Origin of the sequence: Chryseobacterium pyrolae, from assembly GCF_025153485.1 — a bacterium.
GTDB lineage: Bacteria > Bacteroidota > Bacteroidia > Flavobacteriales > Weeksellaceae > Chryseobacterium > Chryseobacterium antibioticum.
The window spans coordinates 65476-89323 of record NZ_JANZQH010000007.1; the positions used below are offsets into that span (position 1 = coordinate 65476).

General features: G+C 38.5%; 18 protein-coding genes and 1 pseudogene. 12 read left to right on the top strand and 7 right to left on the bottom strand.

Annotation, left to right across the window (positions count from 1 at the left end):
* The first annotated feature begins 15 nt into the window (after nt 1-15).
* From NZD88_RS14935 to nhaA, 10 genes and pseudogenes are all read left to right on the top strand, one after another.
* Nucleotides 16-1596 carry an MFS transporter gene (locus NZD88_RS14935; protein ID WP_259830180.1) on the top strand — a complete coding sequence of 527 codons (1581 nt, stop codon included), beginning with the start codon at nt 16-18 and terminating at the stop codon, nt 1594-1596.
* Between the two features lie 43 nt (nt 1597-1639).
* On the top strand, nt 1640-1867 hold the full coding sequence (locus tag NZD88_RS14940; protein ID WP_169235929.1) for a DUF6814 family protein: 228 nt from the start codon (nt 1640-1642) through the stop codon (nt 1865-1867).
* A gap of 80 nt (nt 1868-1947) precedes the next feature.
* Complete coding sequence (locus NZD88_RS14945) at nt 1948-2142, top strand: hypothetical protein (RefSeq protein ID WP_259830181.1); 195 nt, start codon at nt 1948-1950, stop codon at nt 2140-2142.
* Nucleotides 2135-4831 carry an ATP-binding protein gene (locus NZD88_RS14950; protein ID WP_259830426.1) on the top strand — a complete coding sequence of 899 codons (2697 nt, stop codon included), beginning with the start codon at nt 2135-2137 and terminating at the stop codon, nt 4829-4831. The genes NZD88_RS14945 and NZD88_RS14950 overlap by 8 nt, the downstream gene beginning before the upstream one ends.
* A gap of 6 nt (nt 4832-4837) precedes the next feature.
* Nucleotides 4838-5200 carry a response regulator transcription factor gene (locus NZD88_RS14955; protein ID WP_259830182.1) on the top strand — a complete coding sequence of 121 codons (363 nt, stop codon included), beginning with the start codon at nt 4838-4840 and terminating at the stop codon, nt 5198-5200.
* A gap of 208 nt (nt 5201-5408) precedes the next feature.
* Nucleotides 5409-7295: an AMP-binding protein gene (locus NZD88_RS14960; protein ID WP_259830183.1), complete on the top strand. Its 1887-nt coding sequence runs from the start codon at nt 5409-5411 to the stop codon at nt 7293-7295.
* 57 nt (nt 7296-7352) lie between these two features.
* A pseudogene (gene acs / locus NZD88_RS14965) lies at nt 7353-9263 on the top strand (acetate--CoA ligase); the annotation flags it as partial.
* A 386-nt stretch (nt 9264-9649) separates the two neighbouring features.
* The gene (locus NZD88_RS14970) at nt 9650-10015 is read left to right on the top strand and encodes a hypothetical protein (protein ID WP_259830185.1); all 366 of its coding nucleotides are present in this window, start codon (nt 9650-9652) and stop codon (nt 10013-10015) included.
* 111 nt (nt 10016-10126) lie between these two features.
* Nucleotides 10127-12337 carry a RelA/SpoT family protein gene (locus NZD88_RS14975; RefSeq protein ID WP_259830186.1) on the top strand — a complete coding sequence of 737 codons (2211 nt, stop codon included), beginning with the start codon at nt 10127-10129 and terminating at the stop codon, nt 12335-12337.
* A 2-nt stretch (nt 12338-12339) separates the two neighbouring features.
* Nucleotides 12340-13518: a Na+/H+ antiporter NhaA gene (gene nhaA, locus NZD88_RS14980; protein ID WP_259830187.1), complete on the top strand. Its 1179-nt coding sequence runs from the start codon at nt 12340-12342 to the stop codon at nt 13516-13518.
* On the opposite strand, the gene NZD88_RS14985 is transcribed toward nhaA, so the two are convergent.
* On the bottom strand, nt 13515-14528 hold the full coding sequence (locus NZD88_RS14985) for a YihY/virulence factor BrkB family protein (RefSeq protein WP_259830188.1): 1014 nt from the start codon (nt 14526-14528) through the stop codon (nt 13515-13517). The two genes, nhaA and NZD88_RS14985, sit on opposite strands and share 4 nt — an antisense overlap.
* Before the next feature lie 348 nt (nt 14529-14876).
* Here NZD88_RS14985 and NZD88_RS14990 point away from each other — a divergent pair, with 348 nt between their 5' ends.
* On the top strand, nt 14877-15350 hold the full coding sequence (locus tag NZD88_RS14990) for a 23S rRNA (pseudouridine(1915)-N(3))-methyltransferase RlmH (RefSeq protein WP_259830189.1): 474 nt from the start codon (nt 14877-14879) through the stop codon (nt 15348-15350).
* A gap of 73 nt (nt 15351-15423) precedes the next feature.
* On the opposite strand, the gene NZD88_RS14995 is transcribed toward NZD88_RS14990, so the two are convergent.
* The 4 genes from NZD88_RS14995 to NZD88_RS15010 all read right to left on the bottom strand — a co-directional run bounded on the left by NZD88_RS14995 (nt 15424) and on the right by NZD88_RS15010 (nt 17706).
* Nucleotides 15424-15879, bottom strand: a complete 456-nt coding sequence (locus NZD88_RS14995; protein ID WP_259830190.1) for a tRNA (cytidine(34)-2'-O)-methyltransferase — start codon at nt 15877-15879, stop codon at nt 15424-15426.
* Nucleotides 15880-15991: 112 nt separating this feature from the next.
* Nucleotides 15992-16804, bottom strand: a complete 813-nt coding sequence (locus NZD88_RS15000; RefSeq protein WP_259830191.1) for a tetratricopeptide repeat protein — start codon at nt 16802-16804, stop codon at nt 15992-15994.
* Nucleotides 16801-17367 (bottom strand): phosphatase PAP2 family protein, encoded by a 567-nt coding sequence (locus NZD88_RS15005; RefSeq protein WP_047455964.1) that lies wholly within the window; start codon nt 17365-17367, stop codon nt 16801-16803. The genes NZD88_RS15000 and NZD88_RS15005 overlap by 4 nt, the downstream gene beginning before the upstream one ends.
* Nucleotides 17368-17370: 3 nt before the next feature.
* On the bottom strand, nt 17371-17706 hold the full coding sequence (locus tag NZD88_RS15010; RefSeq protein WP_169235917.1) for a Sec-independent protein translocase subunit TatA/TatB: 336 nt from the start codon (nt 17704-17706) through the stop codon (nt 17371-17373).
* 433 nt (nt 17707-18139) lie between these two features.
* Between NZD88_RS15010 and NZD88_RS15015 the strand changes: the two genes are divergently transcribed.
* Entirely contained in the window at nt 18140-19084 is a 945-nt protein-coding gene (locus NZD88_RS15015; RefSeq protein ID WP_259830192.1) for a hypothetical protein, read from the top strand.
* Nucleotides 19085-19208: 124 nt separating this feature from the next.
* Here the strand turns inward: NZD88_RS15015 and NZD88_RS15020 are convergent, their stop codons facing one another.
* Nucleotides 19209-20435: a TCR/Tet family MFS transporter gene (locus NZD88_RS15020; RefSeq protein WP_259830193.1), complete on the bottom strand. Its 1227-nt coding sequence runs from the start codon at nt 20433-20435 to the stop codon at nt 19209-19211.
* Nucleotides 20436-20722: 287 nt separating this feature from the next.
* Nucleotides 20723-23632 (bottom strand): protein translocase subunit SecD, encoded by a 2910-nt coding sequence (gene secD, locus NZD88_RS15025; protein ID WP_259830194.1) that lies wholly within the window; start codon nt 23630-23632, stop codon nt 20723-20725.
* Nucleotides 23633-23848: the final 216 nt, after the last annotated feature.

The window sequence follows — 23848 nt, forward strand, 5'->3', positions numbered from 1 at the left end:
TCAAAACCAATCAACATGAGCGAAAATCACCACGAAAACTACGAGAATATGACCGAACGGCAGAAAAACCGCACCATCTGGAGCGTGATCACAGCCTCGTCACTCGGTACTTTGATAGAATGGTATGACTTCTACATTTTTGGAAGTTTAGCTGTTGTTTTAGCAACAAAATTCTTCCCTTCAGACAATCCTACCGCAGCATTTTTATCCACCCTGGCTACCTTCGCGGCAGGCTTTGTGGTAAGGCCTTTCGGAGCTTTATTCTTTGGAAGATTAGGCGACATTATCGGAAGAAAATATACATTTCTTGTTACACTACTGATTATGGGATTCTCCACTTTCCTGATCGGGTGTATTCCCGGATATGAAACCATTGGATTCATGGCACCGGTTTTAGTTTTAATTTTAAGACTTTTACAAGGCTTGGCATTGGGAGGAGAATATGGAGGCGCTGCTACCTATGTTGCAGAATATGCACAACCTCACAGAAGGGGGTACTGGACTTCCTGGATTCAGACTACCGCAACTGCAGGACTTTTCATTTCATTAATTGTCATTTTAATTACTAAAAACACGTTATCTGCAGCAGAATTTGATTCCTGGGGATGGAGAGTTCCGTTCTGGATTTCAATTTTAATGGTGGGGGTTTCTTATTTCATCAGAAAAAACATGAAAGAATCTCCGCTTTTTGCAAAGGCTAAAAGTGAAGGAAAAACATCTAAAAACCCATTAAAAGAGAGTTTCGGTAATAAATTTAATTTCAAATTTGTTTTACTGGCATTGTTCGGTGCTGCCATGGGACAGGGAGTTATCTGGTATACCGGGCAGTTCTACGCCATGAGTTTCCTCCAGAAAGTAATGAGTATAGATTCGATGCAGGTTGATTATTTAATGGCGACTGCCCTATTAATGGGAACCCCATTCTTCGTGTTTTTCGGCTGGCTTTCAGATAAAATCGGACGAAAAGCAATTATGATGACAGGTATGCTGGTCGCGATTTTAGCCTACAGGCCAATTTACGACAGTATGTATAAAAGTGTAAACATCGAAGCTAAAACCATTGCAAGTGGCGGGATCAAAGAGACAAGAACTGCCGCCATTCACAAAGACATTGCATCGGACAGCTTAATTACATTTCACAAAGAAACTACTTTCACAGACGGAACTTTCATTAAAAAAGACAGCATCGTCCATTGGTCTGCAGCCGGTCCCGTTATGAAAGACGGAAAAGCAGAAGAACCAAAAGTCACAAAATCGATTACACTAAACAATGATACAAGATGGTATCTGGTATTTTTAGTTTTCATTCAGGTACTGTTTGTAACTATGGTTTATGGGCCGATCGCAGCTTTCCTTGTTGAAATGTTCCCTGTTAGAATCCGTTACACCTCCATGTCACTCCCTTATCATATTGGAAACGGAGTATTTGGGGGACTTCTTCCGGCAGTGGCAACCTATCTGGTCACTCAAGGGAAGGATGCTGGACATCCAACCTGGTATCTTGAAGGACTTTGGTATCCGATTGGAGTCGCCGCAGTCTGTTTAGTCATCGGATTATTTTATCTTAAAAATAAGAATAATAATATTCACGATTAAATACCGAATCACTTAATTTTTTACTAATTTTAAAACTACTAAAATGAACGGACTAAAAAAAATATTAGGCATACTCTGGATTGCAGTTGCTCTGGTGGTGGGCTATTTCGGAACTACGGTTTTAGGAATTCCAAAGATCACCTCAGGGAAGCAGGAAGATCTAGTATTCGGGATCATCATCTTATTTGTATTGGTGCCAATCATCTCAGGCGGACTGGCTATTTTCGGATACTATTCGCTGATAGGAGAATATTCAGACGATAAGATTTAATTTATAAACAATTAATGATAATTGATAAATGATTGATATTACATCATCAGCTTATCAATTATCATTAATCATTATTAGCTATGAAAAAAAGACACGAACAAAAACTGGTTATCCTGAGCATCGGACTGATGATGGCTTTCAGTATTCCTATTTCACTGCTTTTCAACAGTGAAAAAGAGGTTTTCGGCTACCCGATGATTCTGATTTACCTGTTCGCGGTCTGGATGACTTCCATCATTATTTCTTTTGTAATCGTAAAAAAATATGATGAGTAGTTTCGCGTTATTTGTTGTTGTTTTAATCTATCTCGCCCTTTTATTCTTAGTTGCCCATCTGGCAGAGAAGAAAAAGAGCAAGCGGTGGATCAACAATCCTTACATTTACGCCCTGTCTCTGGCAGTGTACTGCACAGCCTGGACCTACTACGGAAGTATTGGTGTTGCCGCCACAAGCGGACTTAATTATCTGCCCATCTATATTGGACCGATTATGATCATTCCGGCATGGATCTACATTAATACGAGGATCGTAAGAATTTCCAGAATCAACAAAATCAGTAGTCTGGCGGATTTCATTTCGTTAAGATACGGAAACAGCAGAAGCTTCAGCGCGATTATTACGATTGTCTGTCTACTGGCCATTGTTCCTTATATCGGACTTCAGATCAAAGCTATTTCTGAAACCTTCCATTTGGTGACTGAAACCTCGATATCCAACAATATACTGACCGACAATGCAACGTTTGTGGTTATTTTAATCGCCTTATTTTCTTCCTATTATGGAACCAGATATGTGGATGCCTCGGAAAAACGTTTGGGAATTATTTCAGCCATTGCTTTGGAGAGTTTTTTAAAGCTTTTCTTCATCATTATTCTGGGCATATTTGTTATTTACTTCGTATTTGACGGCTTTTCAGACATCTATGAAAAGGCAAGCAAATTTGAAGATTTTAAAGAAAAAAATACATTCAACGGAATTGAGGGCGCAATGAACTGGATGGTTCTCTGCATGATCTCTGCAACAGCTATCTGCATTCTTCCGAGACAGTTTCACACGGCCATCATCGAAAACAGACAGGAAAAACATATCAAAACGGCAATCTGGTTTTTCCCGCTTTACTTACTAATCTTCACCATATTCATCTTTCCTATCGCCTGGGGAGGAAGACTGATTTTCGATGGAGAGAAGGTAAATCCGGAATTCTACTCTATTCTGATTCCGCAACATTTTGACAACACTTTGATTACAGTTTTTGTATTCCTTGGCGGATTGAGCTCGTGTATTTCCATGATCATCATTTCAGCCATAACTTTATCCATCATGCTTTCCAATAACCTCATCATCCCTTACGGTTTGTTGGGGAAATTCAAGTCCGATAATGAGGTTCAGAACACAAGAAATATTACGAATATCAGGAAATTCAGCATCTTCGCCCTGATCATTATGGCCTTTATTTTCTATAAATATTTTATTCTGAAAACGTCGCTGGACTCTGTGGGTTTAATATCATTTGTTGTCATCGCTCAGTTGGCACCTTCATTTTTCGGAGCGATTTTCTGGAGGAGAGGAAGCTATAAAGGCGCCGTGGCAGGACTGCTTGCAGGATTGGCGATTTGCTATTTCGGACTGATTATTCCGCAGTATTATTTCTCCTATAATCAGGAATTCAAAGGAGTTATCCGGGAGATATATGATGCTTTCGGATTTTTCAATATTTCTTTTTTAAGCAGGATTCCGCAAATCTTCTTTTGGTCAACCTTAGTTAACACATCCCTTTTTACCATCATTTCAGTAAGCGTAAAGGGGAATTACCGCGAAAGAAATTTCGCAGAATTGTATGTGGATATCGATAAGCATATCCAAAACCATGAGAACGCCTTCATCTGGCGTGGAACAGCTTATGTTTCAGACATTAAAAATATTCTGGAAAGGTTTTTAGGTAAAAATAAAACGGAACAGGCTTTAAGAATCTTTAATTTAAAATATAATATCGACTCAAAGACTGAAACAGCGGATTCAAGGTTTATCAAATTTTCAGAAAATCTTCTGGCTGGAAGAATTGGAACCGCATCAGCAAAAATTCTGATTGAAGGGGTAACGAAAGAAGATAAAATATCTTTAAAGGAAGTTTTAAATATTCTAGAGGAATCCAAAGAAAATATTACACTTAACAAAAAACTCACAGAACAGTCTGAAGAATTACAGAAACTATCCAATGACCTGAGAACAGCCAATGAAAACTTAATGGTTAAAGACCGTCAGAAAGATGACTTCCTGGATTCTGTGGCCCACGAATTAAGAACCCCGATTACAGCGATTCGCTCAGCAGGAGAAATTCTGGCTGACGATGACGATATTCCACTAGACATCAAACAGGAATTTTTAAACAATATCATTACAGAATCTGACAGATTGAGCGAGATCATCAATGACATTCTTTATCTCGACAAACTGCAACACGGTGAAATCGTGTTAAACATCAAAGAAAACAACATTCTTGAAACCTATAAAAAAGCTTTAAATCCTCTACTCCACCTTATCCATCAGAAAGACATCCATTTAAGCGAAGTCAATCTTCTGAATCAGGCTGCATTTGAACACGACGAGGCAAGGATGATCCAGCTTTTCCAGAATATCCTGGGAAATGCATTAAAATTCACGGACGAACAGGGAACCATACAAACCAAGCTTTCTGAAAAAGAAAACCACCTGATAATCAGCATTTTCAATACCGGAAGACACATTCCGGAAGAGGATCTGGAAATGATATTTGATAAATTTTATCAGTCAAAGAATCAAAATATTTTAAAACCTACGGGAAGCGGACTCGGATTGGCTATTTCAAAGAAAATTGTACAGGCACACAGCGGTACAATAAAAGCAGAAAACAGCGGTCTGGGCGTTACTTTTACGATAAGCATTCCCTACAACATAACAAAAAATGAAGTTGAACACAACCAATAACATTCTATGAGAAAGATAATTATTGCCGATGACGAACACAAGATATTAATGTCGCTTGAATACAGTTTTAAGAAAAACGGCTATGACGTCTACATTGCCCGAGACGGAACAGAAGTCCTGGACTTTCTTCAAACCATGGTTCCGGATGTAATCCTCCTGGACATTATGATGCCCAACCTGGATGGATACAGCGCCCTGGAAGCCATTAAAAAAGATGAGAAACTGAAAGATACAAAAGTCATATTTCTTAGTGCCAAAAACAATCCCAGAGATATTGAAAAAGGCCTTGAAATGGGTGCTGATGCCTATGTAACGAAACCCTATTCTATTAAAAAGCTGATGCAGCAGATTGAGGAGATGTTTGGGTAGGAAGAGATGCTAGATTTTAGACATCAGATATCAGACACGAGATATCAGACACGAGATATGAGACTTGAGACATCCTTGGCAAGGTTTAAAACCTTGCCAAGGATCGAAAATTCAGATTTAAAACCGAAATATTAGACAGTAGATTGAAAACAAAACTCTAACCTTTCGTCTGTCCGCAAAAACAAAAACATGAAACACAAAAATTAATATGAACCCAGATATTCTGTTTAAACAAAGCATAGAAGACAAAGAAAATTTCTGGCGAGAACAGGCCAGAGAAATACAATGGTTTGAGTTCCCGGAACAGATTCTTTCTCGGGATAAAGACGACTATCCACAGTGGTATGCGGATGGAAAACTCAACATATGTCATCTTTGTATTGACAAACATATTGAAGACGGCTTCGGAGATCAGGCCGCCATCATTTACGACTCTCCGGTTACAGATCAGAAGAAAACCTATACTTTTAATCAGGCTCAGGAAGAGATCTCAAAATTGGCCGGAGGACTTGCATCATTAGGCTTAAAAAAAGGCGATACAGCCGTTATTTACATGCCAATGATCCCGCAAACCCTCTTTGCGATGCTAGCCTGTGCGAGAATCGGAGTCATTCACAATGTCGTTTTCGGAGGTTTTGCTCCTCATGAATTAGTCGTAAGAATTGATGACTGCAAGCCAAAAGCATTGATCACAGCTACCGCAGGAATAGAAATAGCGAGAAGAATCCCTTATTTGCCGCTTGTAGAAAAAGCTATTGAACTGGCACAGGATAAAGTAGACAACATTATTGTTTACAACAGAAAGTTAGTAGACAATCAACACGAAATGTTTGAAGGGTTGATCGATTACGAAGAATTAATTCAAAAATCGGAACCCACAGATTGTGTTTCATTAGAATCAACCCACCCTCTGTACCTGCTTTACACCTCAGGAACTACAGGAAAACCAAAAGGAATTGCACGCGACACCGGAGGCTATGCAACCGCATTGAAATTCTCCATGAAATATATTTATGGTGTTGAGCCCGGAGAAACGTATTGGGCAGCATCTGATTTCGGCTGGGCGGTAGGACACAGTTTTAGTGTGTACGGACCTCTTATTAACCGGAATACAACCATTATTTTTGAAGGAAAACCCATTATGACTCCTGATGCAGGTACATTCTGGAGAATCATTTCGGAATATCAAGTTTCCACGATGTTTACGGCACCCACAGCCATCAGAGCTATTAAAAAAGAAGATCCGAACGGGGAATTGGTGAAAAAATACGACCTGTCCCATTTTAAAAAACAGTTTCTGGCCGGCGAAAGATGTGATGTTGCGACTTTGGACTGGTTCGCTGAACACATCGGAGTTCCCGCTATTGATCATTGGTGGCAGACAGAATCCGGGTGGCCGATGTTAGGTCTGATGACTTTTGACACGGGCTATCAAATTAAAAGAGCTTCCGCAGGAAAACCTATTCCGGGATACGATATTAAGATCTTTGATGAAAACGGACTGGAACTTGATCCACACCATGAAGGTTATCTGGTGATCAAACTTCCCCTTCCACCCGGAGCACTTTTGGGAATATGGAATGACCATGAACGTTTTCAGAGCAGCTATCTGTCTCAATACAAAGGTTATTATTTCTCCGGAGACGGTGCTATTCAGGATGAGGATGGCTATATTTTCATTACCGGAAGAGTGGATGACGTGATTAATGTTGCAGGGCACAGGCTTTCCACCTCAGAAATGGAGGAAATTGTTTCATCACATCCCGATGTTGCAGAATGTGCTGTCGTAGGTATTGATGATGAACTGAAAGGACAGATTCCTTTTGCTACGGTTGTTTTAAAAAACGGCTCATCCATAACCGAAGAAGATATCGAAAAAGACATTATCCGTATGGTTCGCGAAAAGATTGGTGCCGTGGCTTTTCTAAAAAACGCAATGGTTGTCAAACGCTTACCAAAAACCCGGTCAGGAAAGATTTTAAGAAAACTGATCAGAACATTGATGGATGGAAAAGATTTCCAGATTCCATCAACCATAGACGATGAAAAAATCATTGAAGAAATTCAGAAAAAAATCAATGAATACAGGGCTTAAGCCATAAATTAAACATATATTTAATATTAATAAAATTCAAATTTCAAAAAAAGAAGGGATATGAGAAATTACTTAATTGAAGATCTGCCACATTATTTTGAAGAGTACAAAAAGTCTATTAAAAATCCTAAAAAATTCTGGGATAAGATTGCCGATCAAAATTTTGTCTGGTACCAAAGATGGAGCAAGGTTGTTAAGTATGATATGAATGAAGCCAAGATCACATGGTTTAAGAATGCTAAATTAAATATCACAAAAAACTGTATCGACAGACATCTGGCCGTAAGAGGCGATAAAACAGCGATCATCTGGGAACCCAACGACCCTAAAGAGGCTGCACAGCATATTTCTTACAATGAATTATACACGCGTGTCAATAAAACAGCCAATATTCTTCGTGAAATGGGGATTGAAAAAGGCGACCGGGTATGCATTTACCTTCCGATGATCCCGGAACTGGCCATTACCATGTTAGCCTGTGCTAAATTAGGAGCCGTGCATTCTGTAATCTTTGCAGGATTTTCTGCCTCAGCCGTAGCTTCAAGAGTTAATGACTGTAATGCCAAAATGATCATCACCTCAGACGGTAGCTACAGAGGAAATAAAGTTCTGGATCTGAAAAGCATTGTAGATGAAGCTTCAGAAAAAACACCAAGTGTAGACTCCATTCTTGTAGTGAAAAGAACCCACAACGAGATCAAAATGAAAGAAGGCAGAGACCACTGGATGGCTGATCTTTACGAAAAAGCTTCCCCTGATTTCGTTACCGTGATCATGGATGCTGAAGATCCCCTTTTCATTCTCTACACGTCAGGTTCTACGGGAAAACCAAAGGGAATGCTTCACACTTCCGCAGGCTATATGGTGTACACTGCCTATACTTTTAAAAACGTCTTCAATTATAAGGAAAATGATATTTACTGGTGTACAGCCGATATCGGGTGGATCACAGGACATTCATATATCTTATACGGACCGCTGCTTAACGGAGCAACCACCGTAATTTTTGAAGGGGTGCCTACTTATCCTGAACCTGACCGTTTCTGGGAAGTGATCGAAAAACATAAGATCACTCAATTCTACACCGCCCCTACCGCCATCCGTTCATTAGCCAAAGAAAGCTCGGAATGGGTAGATAAGCACGATCTAAGTACTTTGAAGGTCATCGGCTCTGTGGGTGAACCCATCAATGAAGAAGCATGGCACTGGTTCAATGATCATGTAGGAAAGAAAAAATGCCCGGTTGTTGATACCTGGTGGCAGACAGAAACAGGCGGAATCATGATCTCACCGCTTCCTTTCGTTACCCCAACCAAACCTACTTATGCCACCCTTCCACTTCCGGGAATCCAACCGGTATTGATGGATGATAAGCGTAATGAAATTACAGGAAACCAGGTAACCGGAAATCTATGCATCCGCTTCCCATGGCCGGGAATTGCAAGAACCATCTGGGGCGACCATCAGCGATACAAGGAAACCTATTTCAGCGCTTTCCCAGGAAAATACTTCACAGGTGACGGTGCTTTAAGGGATGAAGTCGGATATTACAGAATTACAGGCCGTGTAGACGATGTGATTATTGTTTCCGGACATAATTTAGGAACAGCCCCTATTGAAGACAGCATCAATGAACATCCTGCCGTTGCAGAATCTGCGATTGTGGGTTACCCTCACGATATTAAAGGAAATGCTTTATACGGCTTCGTGATCTTAAAAGAAACCGGAGAAGGCCGTGACAAAGAAAATCTTAAGAAGGAGATCAACCAGCTTATTTCTGACCAGATAGGACCGATCGCTAAACTGGATAAGATACAGTTTGTTTCAGGACTTCCTAAAACACGTTCGGGGAAAATCATGCGTAGGATCCTGAGAAAAATTGCGGAAGGAGATTTCAGTAATTTCGGAGATATTTCTACGTTGTTGAATCCTGAAATTGTGGAGGAAATCAAGAATGAAAGAATTTAGGTTAAATTTCAGACAATATTATATAGAAACGGGCTTCGGTCCGTTTTTTTATGAAGATAAAGATGCTTAAGAATGAATATTTTTATTCCCGCAGATTTCACGGATAACGCAGATTAACAAATCCTATAAACATATTCCCTAGCAGACGGATTTAACCTCTATTCATTTAATATCAGAATAAGCTTTTATAAAGATTAATGCATTTCATTTCCCACTATTTTATATTTTACATCATCACTAAAATTAAACACATGTTCAATAGATGTTTTCAAACATTTTAACATTATATTATAGATAAAATAATAAATTGCAAATTTTATTAAATTACCACTAACAATATTGAAAAATATTTATTACCTTTAAGTACAATTTAAAAACTATTGCTTATGTCAAATATATTAGCTGGATTATTTGCACATCACAGCGATTACAAAAAGCTTGAAGCCGATCTGGAAAATTCAGGATTTGAAAATTCAGATTACATAGTATACCTTAATGACGGCTCTGATACCTCTCAGTATCTGGCGAGTGTTGCGGTAAAAGATAATAACCAAACTGATGGCGCCCGAAGTATTTTTAGCCAAAATTCAGTATTGAAGACCTATTTATTCGAGAATATGGGTATTGGCCAGGCACATTATGACCACATTAAACGATTTATCGATGCCAGAAACAGAGCCGAAATCCATAACAGCCCCGATGTGAAAATAAAGGCATCAAGCAGCGGCATGGATTCAGAAGTGAAATTCTGAGGAAAACATAAAATCTAATAACCGGGAATCCGCAGAGCCTTCTGCGGATTTTTTATGTTTGAAAAGTTTAAAAAATTTCGTATTTTCGTCTAAATATAGGCATTAACACAAATGAGTTACGATTTAGAACAGGAAAATAAGGAGATCCTTGCCCGATATAAGGACTTGATTTCAAACACATACAGGACTCTGGACGAGGAAAATAACAAGCTCATCCGGAAGGCATTCGATATTGCATTGGATGCTCATAAGGATCAAAGGAGAAAATCCGGCGAGCCTTATATCTACCACCCCATTGCCGTTGCTAAAATTGTAGCAACTGAGATTGGATTGGGGGCTACTTCTATTGCCTGTGCCTTGCTGCACGACGTTGTTGAGGATTCGGACTATACCTACGAAGATCTGAAAAAGATCTTTGGAGAAAAGATCGCAAACATCGTGAACGGTCTTACAAAGATCTCTATCATGAATCATCAGAACATTTCTGTGCAGTCTGAAAATTACAGAAAACTGTTATTGACACTGTCTGAAGATTTCAGGGTTATTCTCATCAAAATTGCCGACCGACTTCACAATATGCGAACGCTGGAAAGTATGGCTCCGGATAAGCAGAAAAAAATTGCTTCAGAAACGGTTTACATTTATGCACCCATGGCGCATCGTTTGGGTTTATATAATATCAAATCAGAGCTTGAGGATCTTTCTTTAAAATATAACAATCCGGAAGTTTACAACGAGATCACGGAGAAATTGGAATCTGCTAAAGAAAACCGTGAAAGATATATTGAAGAATTTAAAACTGAAGTTTCAGAAAGACTCAAGGAAGAAGGTCTGAATTTCACGATCAAAGGCCGTGCAAAAGCTATTTCCTCTATTTACAGAAAAATGCTGAAGCAGGGCGTTTCTTTTGAGGAAGTGTTTGACAATTATGCCATCAGAATCATTTATAAGTCAGATGCTAAAAATGAAAAATTTCTGGCCTGGAAGATTTACTCTATCGTAACGGATGTTTATCACAGTAACCCGTCGAGAATGAGAGACTGGATTACACAGCCCCGTTCTACAGGATATGAGAGTCTTCATTTAACGGTTCTTGGACCGGACAGAAAATGGATCGAAGTACAGATCCGTTCGGAAAGGATGAATGAAATTGCAGAAAAAGGAGTTGCTGCGCACTACAAATACAAAGAAGGTTACAAACAAAGCTCCGACGACCGGAATTTTGAGAAATGGGTCACTGAGATCCGCGAAGTGCTTGAACAGCAGCAAAACCTTTCTACATCTGAGCTTTTAGATAATATTAAACTCAATTTATATTCTAAAGAAGTATTTGTATTTACTCCAAAAGGGGAAATCAAGATCCTTCCGACGAATGCTACGGCTTTGGATTTTGCTTTTTCCGTTCACTCTGACCTTGGGATGAAGTGTCTCGGAGCGAAGATCAACGGAAAGCTGGTTCCTATTTCATATGTTCTTCAAAATGGGGATCAGATTGATATCTTATCTTCACAGAACCAGAAACCGAAATCGGACTGGCTGGAATTTGTAGTGACCTCCAAAGCGAAGTCCAAGATCAAAAGTTACCTCAATTCCCAGAAGAATCAGCTGGTAGAAGAAGGAAAAGAAATTCTCCAGAGAAAGCTGCGTCATGCCAAGATCAACTTTAATGATGAAGAGATCAATAAACTGCAGAAATTCTTTAATCTGAAAACGTCTCAGGATTTGTTCCTTAAATTCCAAAGCAATGAACTGGATGTCAGCAGCCTGAGAAAATATATTGAAAGTAAAAATGTATTCAATAATTTACTTTCAAGGTTCAGAAAATCACCCCCGAAAAACCTTCATTTTGAGGAGCCGAAAGAGCAAAACCTTGACATGATCATTTTCGGAAAAGATGAAGAAAAACTCAACTACAGCTATGCGAAATGCTGTACGGTAATCCCTGGTGACAAAATTTTCGGATTCATTACCATTTCCGACGGTATTAAAGTTCACAGCGACAACTGCCCGAATGCAATCAATCTGAGAGCACAGTATGATTACCGTGTGATCCCTGCCAAATGGGTAAATGCGGAAAGCTTTAAGAACAGAGTGAAGATCGAAATCGAAGGTCTTGACAGAATGGGAATGATTAATGATATTACAACCGTGATCAGCGGAAGTATGGGAATGGATATGAAAAGTATGTCCATAGAATCCAATAACGGTATCTTTACAGGAAATATCAACCTTGAAGTTAAAAATAAAGGTCAGCTGGAAGAGACATTTAAAAAACTCAAAGACATCGACGGCGTTTCCATCGTGAGACGATTACAATCATAAGCATGAATTTATCTCTATATTTTAAAAAATTTTTCAGCAGCAACCAGGCATCGGGAATTATACTTATTTTCTGTGTACTGGTTTCATTATTAATCGCTAATTCGTCTGCCGGTGAAGGTTTTCAGCACTTTTTAGATAAGGAAGTGGGTACTCACCTGTTCCATCTTACCTATCCTGTGAGTATCTGGATCAATGATGGGCTGATGGCTGTTTTCTTCCTCCTGGTCGGGCTTGAGATCAAGAGAGAAATGGTAGAAGGCGAGCTTTCTTCTTTTAAAAATGCTTCACTGCCTATTTTTGCAGCTGTAGGCGGAATGCTGGTTCCCGCAGTAATCTACACCTTTTTCAATAGCGGAACAGAATACGGCAGTGGCTGGGGAATTCCCATGGCTACAGATATTGCTTTCTCCCTGGCCATTATTTCAATGCTGGGAAAAAAGATCCCGAATTCAATCAAAATATTCCTTGCCGCATTGGCTATCGTAGATGACCTGGGTGCTATTCTGGTGATTGCCGTTTTTTATACAGAACAGATCCACTGGACTTATCTGTTGTTATCTTTTGGAACAGCAGCTTTATTGTTTCTGTTAAACTTTTTAAAGGTTACCCGTCTTGTTTTTTATATTATTCCCGGGTTATTTTTATGGTATTTCCTGCATCATTCCGGAATTCATGCGACAATAGCTGGCGTTTTACTGGCCTTTTCTATTCCTACCAATGTCTCTAATGTAGAAATTTCGCCCCTTGAAAAACTGGAGCATCAACTTCATTTTCCGGTAAGCTTTCTAATCATGCCGATCTTTGCTTTGACGAATACCAATATTGCTTTTACCAGTGAAATGGTAGCAGGAGTTACAAGTACATTAGGTTTGGGAATTATCTGCGGGCTGATATTGGGAAAACTGATCGGAATCAACCTGTTTTCTTTCATCGCCATTAAATTAAAGCTCAGTTCGCTGCCTCAAAACAGTACCTGGCCACAAATGGCAGGTGTTGGATTATTGGCAGGAATAGGATTCACGATGTCTATTTTTATTGCATTGCTTTCCTTTAAAGATGATATTCCGATTCAGGATGAGGCTAAATTTGCAATTCTGATCGCTTCTTTCTTAGCCGCAGTTTTAGGATTTGTGATATTAAGTATGAGTTCTAAAAAAGATATGAACGAGATAGAAAATTAATCTTTTTTCTTTTCTTCCAGTTTTCTTCTGTGCTCATCATCGCTTTCCAGATTAGGTTCTGTAATGGGTCCGTGGTAATGAACTGCCTCTCTCCTGATTTCATCAGACAGCAGTTTTTCTATCCTCAGCTTTCTGAGGGCCATATTCAGTTCGTTCCCGAATAAAAGCAGATAGACGTTCACATTAACCCAAACCATCAACAGGATCATACTTCCAATGGATCCGTAAAGAACGTTATACCGCGCAATATCTTTCACGTATATCGCAAAGATAAAAGTAGTCAGTACAAACAAAACAGTAGTTAAGATAGCACCGGGAACAGCCTGTCTGAATCTCGCAATTTTTACGGTTCCCAGCCAGTAAAAAAGGGTTAATAGAATGAAATAGAACAGTGGAAAAGATACGAATCCAATGATCTTGGAAAGGTTTTTTACGAGCCATGAAATATCATAAGCCGGCGTAAAAAGCTTCATCACAACTTCCACATAATACACCCCGAAAAGCGACAGAAAGACAATGGTAATAAAGCCTATGGTGATAAAAAAGGAGAGAATAAATTCCTTTACATCAGTAAGTTTTTCGTCTGAATTTTCATTAAATCCATTAATCAATGAAAAAGTCCCGTTAGTGGCAAAAACCAGTGCCAGTACAATCGTCAGGTTGCTGATCCCTTTCATATTCGGGATAATATTGGTTTCAATATATCCTCTTACATCACTTTCCATATTGGATGGAAAAACATTGTGCATCAGAACTTCAAAAATATAAAACTGCAGCTTATCATAGTGCGGCATATAAGGCAAAACAGAAAGCAGAAAGAGGAGAAACGGAAATAAACTGATGGTAAAGCTCCACGAAATAGCTGCCGCTTTTCTGCCGATATTCCCTTTGAAAATTCCGGAAATATAGATCTGAAACATCTGCCAGAGCGATATTCCTAAAACAGGAATATGAATACCGTCAAAAAACTCTTGAATTTTCAAGATAAATCTGGGAACTTTTATACTCATCTATTTGGTGCATTTCGCTTAAAAAACAGTTCAGTTTATATCCTTAAGAAGAGAAACATCTGCTGTTTTTACATAAGTCTTTATACAAATATAAACATTTTCTTCATCCTTATTCCAATACCATACCCGCTAATCAATAGCAATTATTTAACGAATTAAAAGTTCCGTCCCCATCTGCCAATAGAAAAGGGATAAAATGAAAGGATTTAAAAACTAAATGAGTAAAATATTAAAAACCGTTGAAATGAAAAGCATTTCTAATTTTAACATTTGCAACACGGCTTTCATCCTTATTCCCTTATTTTCCACCATAAAATTGGTATCTTTGCCTTTTGAAATCCTTTATACATGCGAATCGGCTTACTTTGTATCGGCAAAACAGATGACAAAGAGATTACCTCTCTGATCAGTTATTATCTTACCAGACTTCCCAAGCACTGGAACTTTGAGATCACAGAAATTCCTGATGTAAAAAATGCAAAAAATCTTTCTCCTGAACTTTTGAAGAAGGAGGAATCTAAGCTGTTCCTGAATCATATTGAAAAAAATGACCTCGTTGTGATCCTTGACGAAAAGGGAAAGCAATTTACCAGTCGTGAATTTGCCCAGAAAATTGATACCTGGATGAATTCATCGGTGAAAAAAGTTCATATCCTGATTGGAGGTGCTTATGGATTTTCAGAGGAAATCTACAGCAGGGCCAACGAAAAAATGTCATTATCTAAAATGACATTTACGCATCAGATGATCCGTTTATTTATTGTTGAGCAACTTTACAGAGCTGATCAGATTTTACAGGGGAAACCTTATCATAATGATTAATAGATTTCAGATATTAGATTTCAGATTTCAGACCGCAAGCTTAACACACAGACAAAAACCAACAACCAATCTCCTACACCTTCAGATCAATCTGCCTTTTTGCTTCGCCAATGACAAAAGCGACAGAATTGGCAATATTAAAACTTCGTATCAATTTGGACATCGGAATGGTTAAATGATTTTGGAACTGATCCAGAACTTCTTTACTCAAACCCACACTTTCCTTTCCAAAAACCAGCCAGTCCCCATCCTGGAAATCATTTTCCAAATATGATTTTTCTGCATGTGAACTCATTAGGAACACACGGGACCTATCCGGAATACTATTCATCCATTCTTCTACATTGGCATATTCAGACACATCGAGATGCACCCAATAATCCAGACCGGATCTCTTGAGGTTTTTATCATTGATGACAAATCCAAACGGGTGAATTAAGTGCAATTTACTTTCTGTCCCTACACATAATCGTCCTATGTTACCGGTATTATTGGGAATTTCGGGTTCTACAAGAACAATATTCAACATCTATATATCTTTCTTTATGGGGTTCAAAAATAGTCGGAATTCTATATTTACCGTATTAGCTTTATTCAATGGTTACAAATTTTTACAGGACAGTTTTGTAAGTACAATTGGTTTATTTGGCAACACACTTAGCAAAATAATCTGCTAAAATAGCTTTTTCATATCCTAAGCTTACCGCTTTATTCAAATTTTCACAGGCCTCCTTAGGTTTTGCTGTATCAAATAAAACCAGTGCTTTGGTTACATAAGAATGCGCAAATTTAGGATCAATGGAAATCGCTTTATTAGCATCCGTAAGCGCTTCTTTAGGCTTTTTCATTTTAAAATAAACATCTGCTCTTCCGTTATAGAGAAGGGATTCCGGTTTTTCAGAGATCAGCTGATTGTAATCTTTTAAAGCACCCTCCAGATCACCATTATTTTTTTTCAAATTGGCCAATCCTGTTTTTGCGTAAATATTGTCCGGAGCAAATGTCAGGATCTGTTTAAGGTCATTCAGAGCAAGGTCTTTTTTACCCTGACTGTCATAGATCTTGGAACGGGTAAGGTAAAATTCGGGATTCTCAGCATCGATGGTAAGGCCGGTGGAGATGTATTCCAATGCTTTGGTTTTGTTTCCTTTCTGACTGTTCAGTGATGCCAGGTTGGCATATACCGGAGCCGACAAAGGATTCGTCTTCAAAGCAGATTCATAAGATTTTAAAGCTAATGCAGTCTTCCCCAGCCTTCTTTGGGCGGTACCGAGACTATTATAATATTCAGACTGATACTTCTGGATCTGCTGTTTTTCCAAGAGTTTGGTATATTGTTCTTCCGCACATTTATAGTCGGCTTTTTTAAAGCATTCTTCGGCTATTTTTTTGTCCTGCGCGTAAAGGCTGAATGAGGAGCATATTAATGCTGTGAGTAATAAAGTTTTTTTCATGAAGTTATAGTTTGCTTATTGATGACTTTTTTGGCGAGTACTCCAAATATCACTCCCAATAAAGATCCAACAAACGCCCCCACCAAAATATCTATCGGGAAATGTACTCCTAAATATATTCGGCTATAAGAAACAACTACAGCCCATACAAATATAGCATATGGAAACCAATTGAGCTTCTTTTTCAATAAAATACTTAAATAAGCTGCAAGAAAGAAGGTATTGGAAGCGTGGGCAGAATAAAACCCGTACTGTCCTCCGCACTTCACAATCCTCATATAATGCTCCAAACTGGGGTCATGGCATGGCCGCAGTCTCGCTACACCATATTTGAAAACACTGGCTAACTGATCTGAAACCGTGGCACCAAGTGCAATAAATATAAGAATGAAAACTAAAGATTTTAGTTTGTAATTTTTGTATAAAAAGTAAAGAAATATAATATAAAGTGGTACCCAGATCCATGTACTGGAAATAAGCATCCAAAGCTGGTCGAAAGAAGTATCGCCCAGATTATTAAGGTATAGAAAAACCTTTTTGTCTTCCTGAATAATCTCCTCCATGAATTATCTGCTTACTGGCCCTTCGTATGTCTCGTCATCGGCAGGCTTGATTTTTGGAGGTTCATTGGTAGCTAGAGGTTCTTTCACGATATCTTTCTCAATATCCTTCATAGGATTGAAATCTTTTGCCGCATCTTTTACCTTCTCAATTTCACGCTTGATCTCAGAAACCGGATTATCAGTTTCCTTCATGATCTCCGTTTTAATGTCTTCCACTGCACCACGCATTTTTCTAACACCTGCTCCTAAGTCACGCGCTATCTGAGGAAGTTTATCCGGACCGAATAATACAACGATCGCCACTGCGATCAGTGCCATTTCTCCAATGCTTAATTCCATGGGGTAAAATTACGAAAGATTATACTATTTATTTACAGTAAACTAAAATTTTAAACAAATTTTAAGATTTTGGGCGTTTCTGGGTTTGAGAGTACGAGAGTATTAGGGTTTGGGAGTTGGAATGGGAAGAGTAAATGAGTTTGGGAGTGTTGTTAATTGCTCGTTGCTTGTTGTTGAGTTAATGATTTACCGTCTGACGTCTGGTATCTAGAATCCTGGCTAATAAGGGTAATTATCCGCTGACTGAAACTATCGAAGCCACCACTACTAATGTCTGATGTCTGATGTCTGGCATCTTGACTCTTGGCTCTTGGTTCTCACCTCTCCTTAACCTCCCCACAACTTTCAGTTCACAAATATTTAATTCAAACAAAAGAGACTTATGATTAATTTCACTATATTTATTATACACAAAATCATTAAATATTGAACTATGAAAAAACTTGTTACTACTTTCAAGCTTTTTGCCGTGATATCGGTATTAACGCTTACTGCCTGTCAGGATGACAGCAGTGAAATGATGCAGGAATCTCCTGTCACTAAAGTATCGGCTTCTGATTTGAAAAAGGAAATTACACCGGGATTAAAGACGGTTCCGGAAAATGTTCAGATCCAGATCAATGATTCCAGGAAAAATCTTGAACAGTATCTGAAAAACGATTTACAGATCACAGGGATTGCCGTTTTGGGAAAATTGTCAACTCAAAAAGGGGTTGATATCGCACAGGATTTAATTTCTGACAGAGAACAGTTTACGGCAGAAGGAAACATTCTGGCTCCTGAAACTGTAAAAGTGGGGAAAATCGGGGTATTGTTCTCCGGAGATCAATTGGCAGAAGCTCAAAAAGGACTTAAAGAGTCGGCTTCAGAGCAGATTAAAACCGGTACTGATCTTTTGGAAATTTCATGGAATTATAAAGGGGAGCAATTCACATCTCTATGCTTTTACAATGAGTCAGGAATTATCTGGGACAATATATTTGCGGGACTTGTCATGATGGATGCCAGAGGGAATTCAGAGACTTCTCCTAGCGATGCCCAAGCTAAAGTATCTTCAAAATGGTTTAAGGAATGGTGGACAGCCAACTGGCTTTGGGGTTCTAAAAGAGGCGAGATAGGTTATCAGATCACGATCTACTATTCAGGTTCTACGGTTTCTAATGTCGACGTAAGTGACTGGGGAAACATCAGCTTAGGTAAAGCTAAAAGTGAAAGTAAGGTGACCAAGAAAACAGGAGCCTACGGACAATGCAGATATGCGCTTGGACTTTGTACGCCTACAGGTTCTTTAAGCTTTAATTCGAGTAACTTCTCGGTATCGTTTTCAGGTTTGGGAAGCAATATCGTAAGCAACGGAACAAAATCACTTTATCCGTAAAAATTCTGAACACATTATTATATTTTTTCAATAAAAACAGGGAAGCTTTAATGGCTTCCCTGTTTGTTTATCTATATTTCTAATTGGTACAGAAAGATTTTGAATGATTTACAATTGAAAATCTTTAACCCATTTTTTTATTTTTTTTCTGAAAAGCATTATAAGTCATCACCACACTTATTGCCATTAAAATAAATGCCAGGAAGAATGGTGCTCCTGAAAACTCAAAAGGAGCCTCATCATGGGTAAAGAAGTAAAACAAATTGGTCATCAATGGTGGTCCCACAATGGAAGTTGCACTCATTAAACTGGTCAGTGCTCCCTGAAGTTCTCCCTGCTCATTAGATGGAACACTTTTCGTAATCACCGACTGAAGTGCAGGCCCGCAGATTCCTCCTAAACAGTAAGGAACAAGAAATACAAACATCATCCAGCCTTCTGTAGCGAAAGCAAACAGAAGCATTCCTAATGCATACAAGGCTAATCCGTAATAAATACTTTTTTGCTCTCCCAACTTGGGAGTGGTCCAGCGTATCAGCACGCCCTGAACCAAGCCAACCAAAAGCCCAACTACTCCCAGTGAAATCCCAACCATTCTTTCTGTCCAGTTGAATTTATACATGGTGAAAAAGCTCCAGTTACTCTGTACAGCATGCCCGGCAATATAAATTAAAATAAGGGCAAAGATCAATCCTGAAATTTCCGGGTGTTTACCTAAAAATTTAAATGAACCGACAGGATTAGCACGCTTCCAGTCGAATTCTCTTCTTTTATCTTTATCTAAACTTTCAGGAAGAACAAAATACCCGTAAAGGAAATTTAAAAGACATAAACCTGCCGCTGCATAAAAAGGAACTCTGGCACCATAATGCCCCAAAACCCCTCCCAGCACGGGCCCGATAATAAATCCAAGACCGAATGCAGCTCCAATAAGACCAAAGTTTTTGGCTCTGTCTTCATCCGTTGAAATATCGGCAATATACGCACTGGCTGTTGTTACGCTGGCTCCCGTGAGCCCGGCAATAATCCTTCCGAGAAAGAGCCACCAGATGGTAGGTGCCAATGCCAGGAAAATATAATCTACAGCAAATCCAAAGAGGGAGATAAGAATAATAGGTCTCCTTCCGTATTTGTCACTCAGGTTTCCTACAACAGGAGAAAATATAAACTGAGTAAATGCATAGGCAAAACCAAGCCAACCACCATATTTCGCTGCTTCACTGATATCGGCATGAATAAGCTCCTCAATTAATTTGGGAACTACAGGAATAATGATTCCCCATCCTGTGATGTCAATCAGTAAAGTAATAAATATAAAGCCAATGGCTGCTTTTTTCCTTGAATTTTCCATAGTGCTGCAAAATTAATCAAATCTGAAATATAATGGTTCTAAATTGTGAGTTTTGGTGAAGAATCGAGAGCCAAGAGCCAAGAATAAAGATGCTAGATGCCAGACTTCAGACTTCAGATATTAGACGGGTAAATATAAATTCAAACTTTGAATTTTACATATTAAATTTTTGAAACCTGAAACCTAACGCTCATTAACGCGAATCTAAAATTTCGCATTACGCGCGGACCGCACAAAAAAAGGCCGCTTCTTTCGAAGCGGCCTTTACTTATTTATTGTAGTTGATCTTACTTTGAAGCAAGTACTTCTTTGGTACTTGTTGTTTTACCGTGCACCTCGTCTTCTTTTCCTGTCTTAAGGAAATCGTACGCGATAGCCGATGCAATAAAGATGGATGAATAGGTACCGAATCCAATACCGATCAACATGGCAAACATAAATCCTCTCAGGTTGTCTCCACCGAAGATGAAGATCGCTAAAATGACAAGGATTGTAGTGAATGAAGTGTTGAATGTTCTACCCAAAGTACTGGAGATAGAGTCATCAAATAATCCAGCTAATGTAAGAGATTTCTTCTCTCTTAAATACTCTCTAATTCTATCGAAGATAATAACGGTATCATTGATTGAGTATCCTAATACGGTAAGGATGGCTGCAACGAAATCCTGATTGATCTCCATATTGAATGGCATAAATTTATGAAGCAATGAATAAGCTCCTAAAATAATTACCGCATCATGGAATAATGCCACAACAGCACCCAATGAGAATTGCCATTTTCTAAATCTTAACAAGATGTAGATAAAGATCCCTGCCAAAGCAGCTGCTACTGCAAGCATACCGTGAGTCTGGATATCATCTGCCACCGTAGGTCCTACTTTTTCAGATGAAATAATTCCTGCATGTTCTTTATCTGCAGATTTGAAATCATGCAATGTTGTATTAGCAGGTAGGTTCGCTTTTAATCCTTCGTATAATTTCTGTTCTACCGTTTGGTCGGCTTTTAAAGATTCATCTTCGATAAGGTAATCTGTAGAGATCTTTAATTGTCTGTCATTTCCAAAAGTCTTAGCTTCAACAGAAGAGTTTTTACCGTCTTCAGTTTTGAATATTTTCACTAAGTTCTGTTCAATATCTTCAGCATTCACAGCTTTATCGAATCTTACCACATAGTTTCTACCTCCTGTAAAGTCGATTCCATATTTGAACCCGTTTATAGCAATAGATGCAACACAAATCACTGTTAAAATACCAGAAACGATATAGGCATATTTTCTCTTTCCGATAAAATCGATCCAGGTATTTCTGAATAGGTTTTTCGTTGGAGCTGTCCAAACAGAAAGGTGTTTTCCTTTATTCAATCTTGTGAAGATCATTACTCTTGAAAGTAATACTGAAGTAAAGAAAGTCATTAATATACCAATTCCTAAAGTCAAAGCAAATCCTTTAATAGGTCCTGTTCCGAATAAGAAAAGTACACCTGCCGTCAATAATGTTGTTAAGTGACCATCAACGATCGCACTTAATGCATGCTTGAAACCATCTTTATAAGCTTCTAAAATGCTCTTCCCTGCGAATAATTCTTCCTTCGTTCTTTCGTAGATGATTACGTTCGTATCGACCGCCATGGCCATCGTAAGAACGATACCTGCGATACCAGGAAGCGTTAGTGTAAAGTCTCCGGAATCCATAATTCCGAAAATATAGAATAAGTTGATAATCATTGCAATTACCGCGTAGACACCTGCTCCACCGTAATAGAAAATGATATAAACAATAATAATCAAGAATGCAATTGCAAATGAAATAACTCCTGCATCAATAGACTCTTGTCCTAGTGAAGGTCCTACTACTGTAGCCTGAACTACTTTAGCCCCTGCCGGTAATTTACCTGCTCCTAAAACGTCTACCAATTCTTTAGCTTCCTCCTGAGAGAAATTACCAGAGATCTGAGTTCTACCGTTAGGAATAGCGTTGACCACGTTTGGTGCAGTATATACTCTGCCATCCAACGTTACAGCCACCGGCTTCCCTACGTTTTTCTCAGTTAATGTTTTCCATTCTTTAGCACCTTTAGAATCCATCTGCATGTCTACCACTACTCTGCTTAGCTCATCATAGCTAATGCTTGCAGTTTCAACAGCACCGTCTACAGGAGCTTTTTGGTTGATGTTACCTCTGATAGCATACAATACTAAACTTTCAGTATCTGTAGCTTCAGGTTTGTAACCCCACATAAACTGTGTATATTTAATGTTGGCAGGACGTAATGACTGACCTACTTTGCTGCTCAAAATTTTGTTTACAGCAGCAGTATCTGAAAGTTTTACGCTTGCAACACCATTTGCTCTTAATTTGTCAAGGTTTAAAAGACTCATGAAGTTGGTATTCTTCGCAACTCCCATAGAATCACCTTTTATCCCCACCATTGTAGTCAATGTCTGGAAATAGGGAGCAATTTCAGGAACCTGCTGTACTTCCCAGAACTGAAGTTTTGCGGAAGTCTGAAGCATTTTCTTCACTTTATCGATATCTTTCATACCAGGCATTTCAACAGAAATTCTTGCCGTACCAGGTACTCTCTGAACGTTTGGCTGCACCGCACCCATTTTATCGATTCTGGTTCTGATCACCTCGAAAGCTGTACCTACAGAAAGATCAATTCTTCTTTTGATGATACTTTTTACCTGATCATCAGAAGTATTGTACTTGATCTCAGATAAATTGGTATTTCCGAAAAGTTCAGGATCTGCAAGCTTAAGGTTGGTCCCTTTTGCTTTGTTGATTGCCTCGAACTGATCAAAGAAATTATCAATATAAGATTTTGTAGAATTCTTCTGAACTTCATCAGTTTTGTTTAAAGCCTCGATAAGAACAGGATTGGTAGAATAATTGGTTAAATCATTCACCAGGTCTCTTTGGTTAATTTCCAAAAGGACGTTGATCCCACCTTTCAAGTCAAGACCAAGTTTCATTTCCTTGTCTTTGGCTTTAGTGTAATAAAGTTTTGTGAATCCCAGGTTCAAAGTATCTTTAGAAAGTCTTGAGATTTCTTTCTGATACTTTTCCGGATTGTCTCCTGCAACAGCAGTCGCCTGCCTTTCAATTTTGCTGGCGTACCAAGTTGGTAATAGCTCATTTAAGCAAATTAACCCTAGTACAATAGCAACAATTGTAATAAGTCCTTTTCCTTGCATTTTGTTATAACTACGTTAAATTAAGTCGGCAAATATAATGATTTTATTATTATTTTATGAATTTTTTAACAGCAGAAATGGTTTATTTTCAGATATATCGGGGTTTTAATTTCTATTTTAGATTTAACAATTTTTCTTCCTTATCGTAATGAAATTTTCAAATTCTGATTGGTATAAAATTTTCATTCATTTATCAATACACTAAATATCAAAATA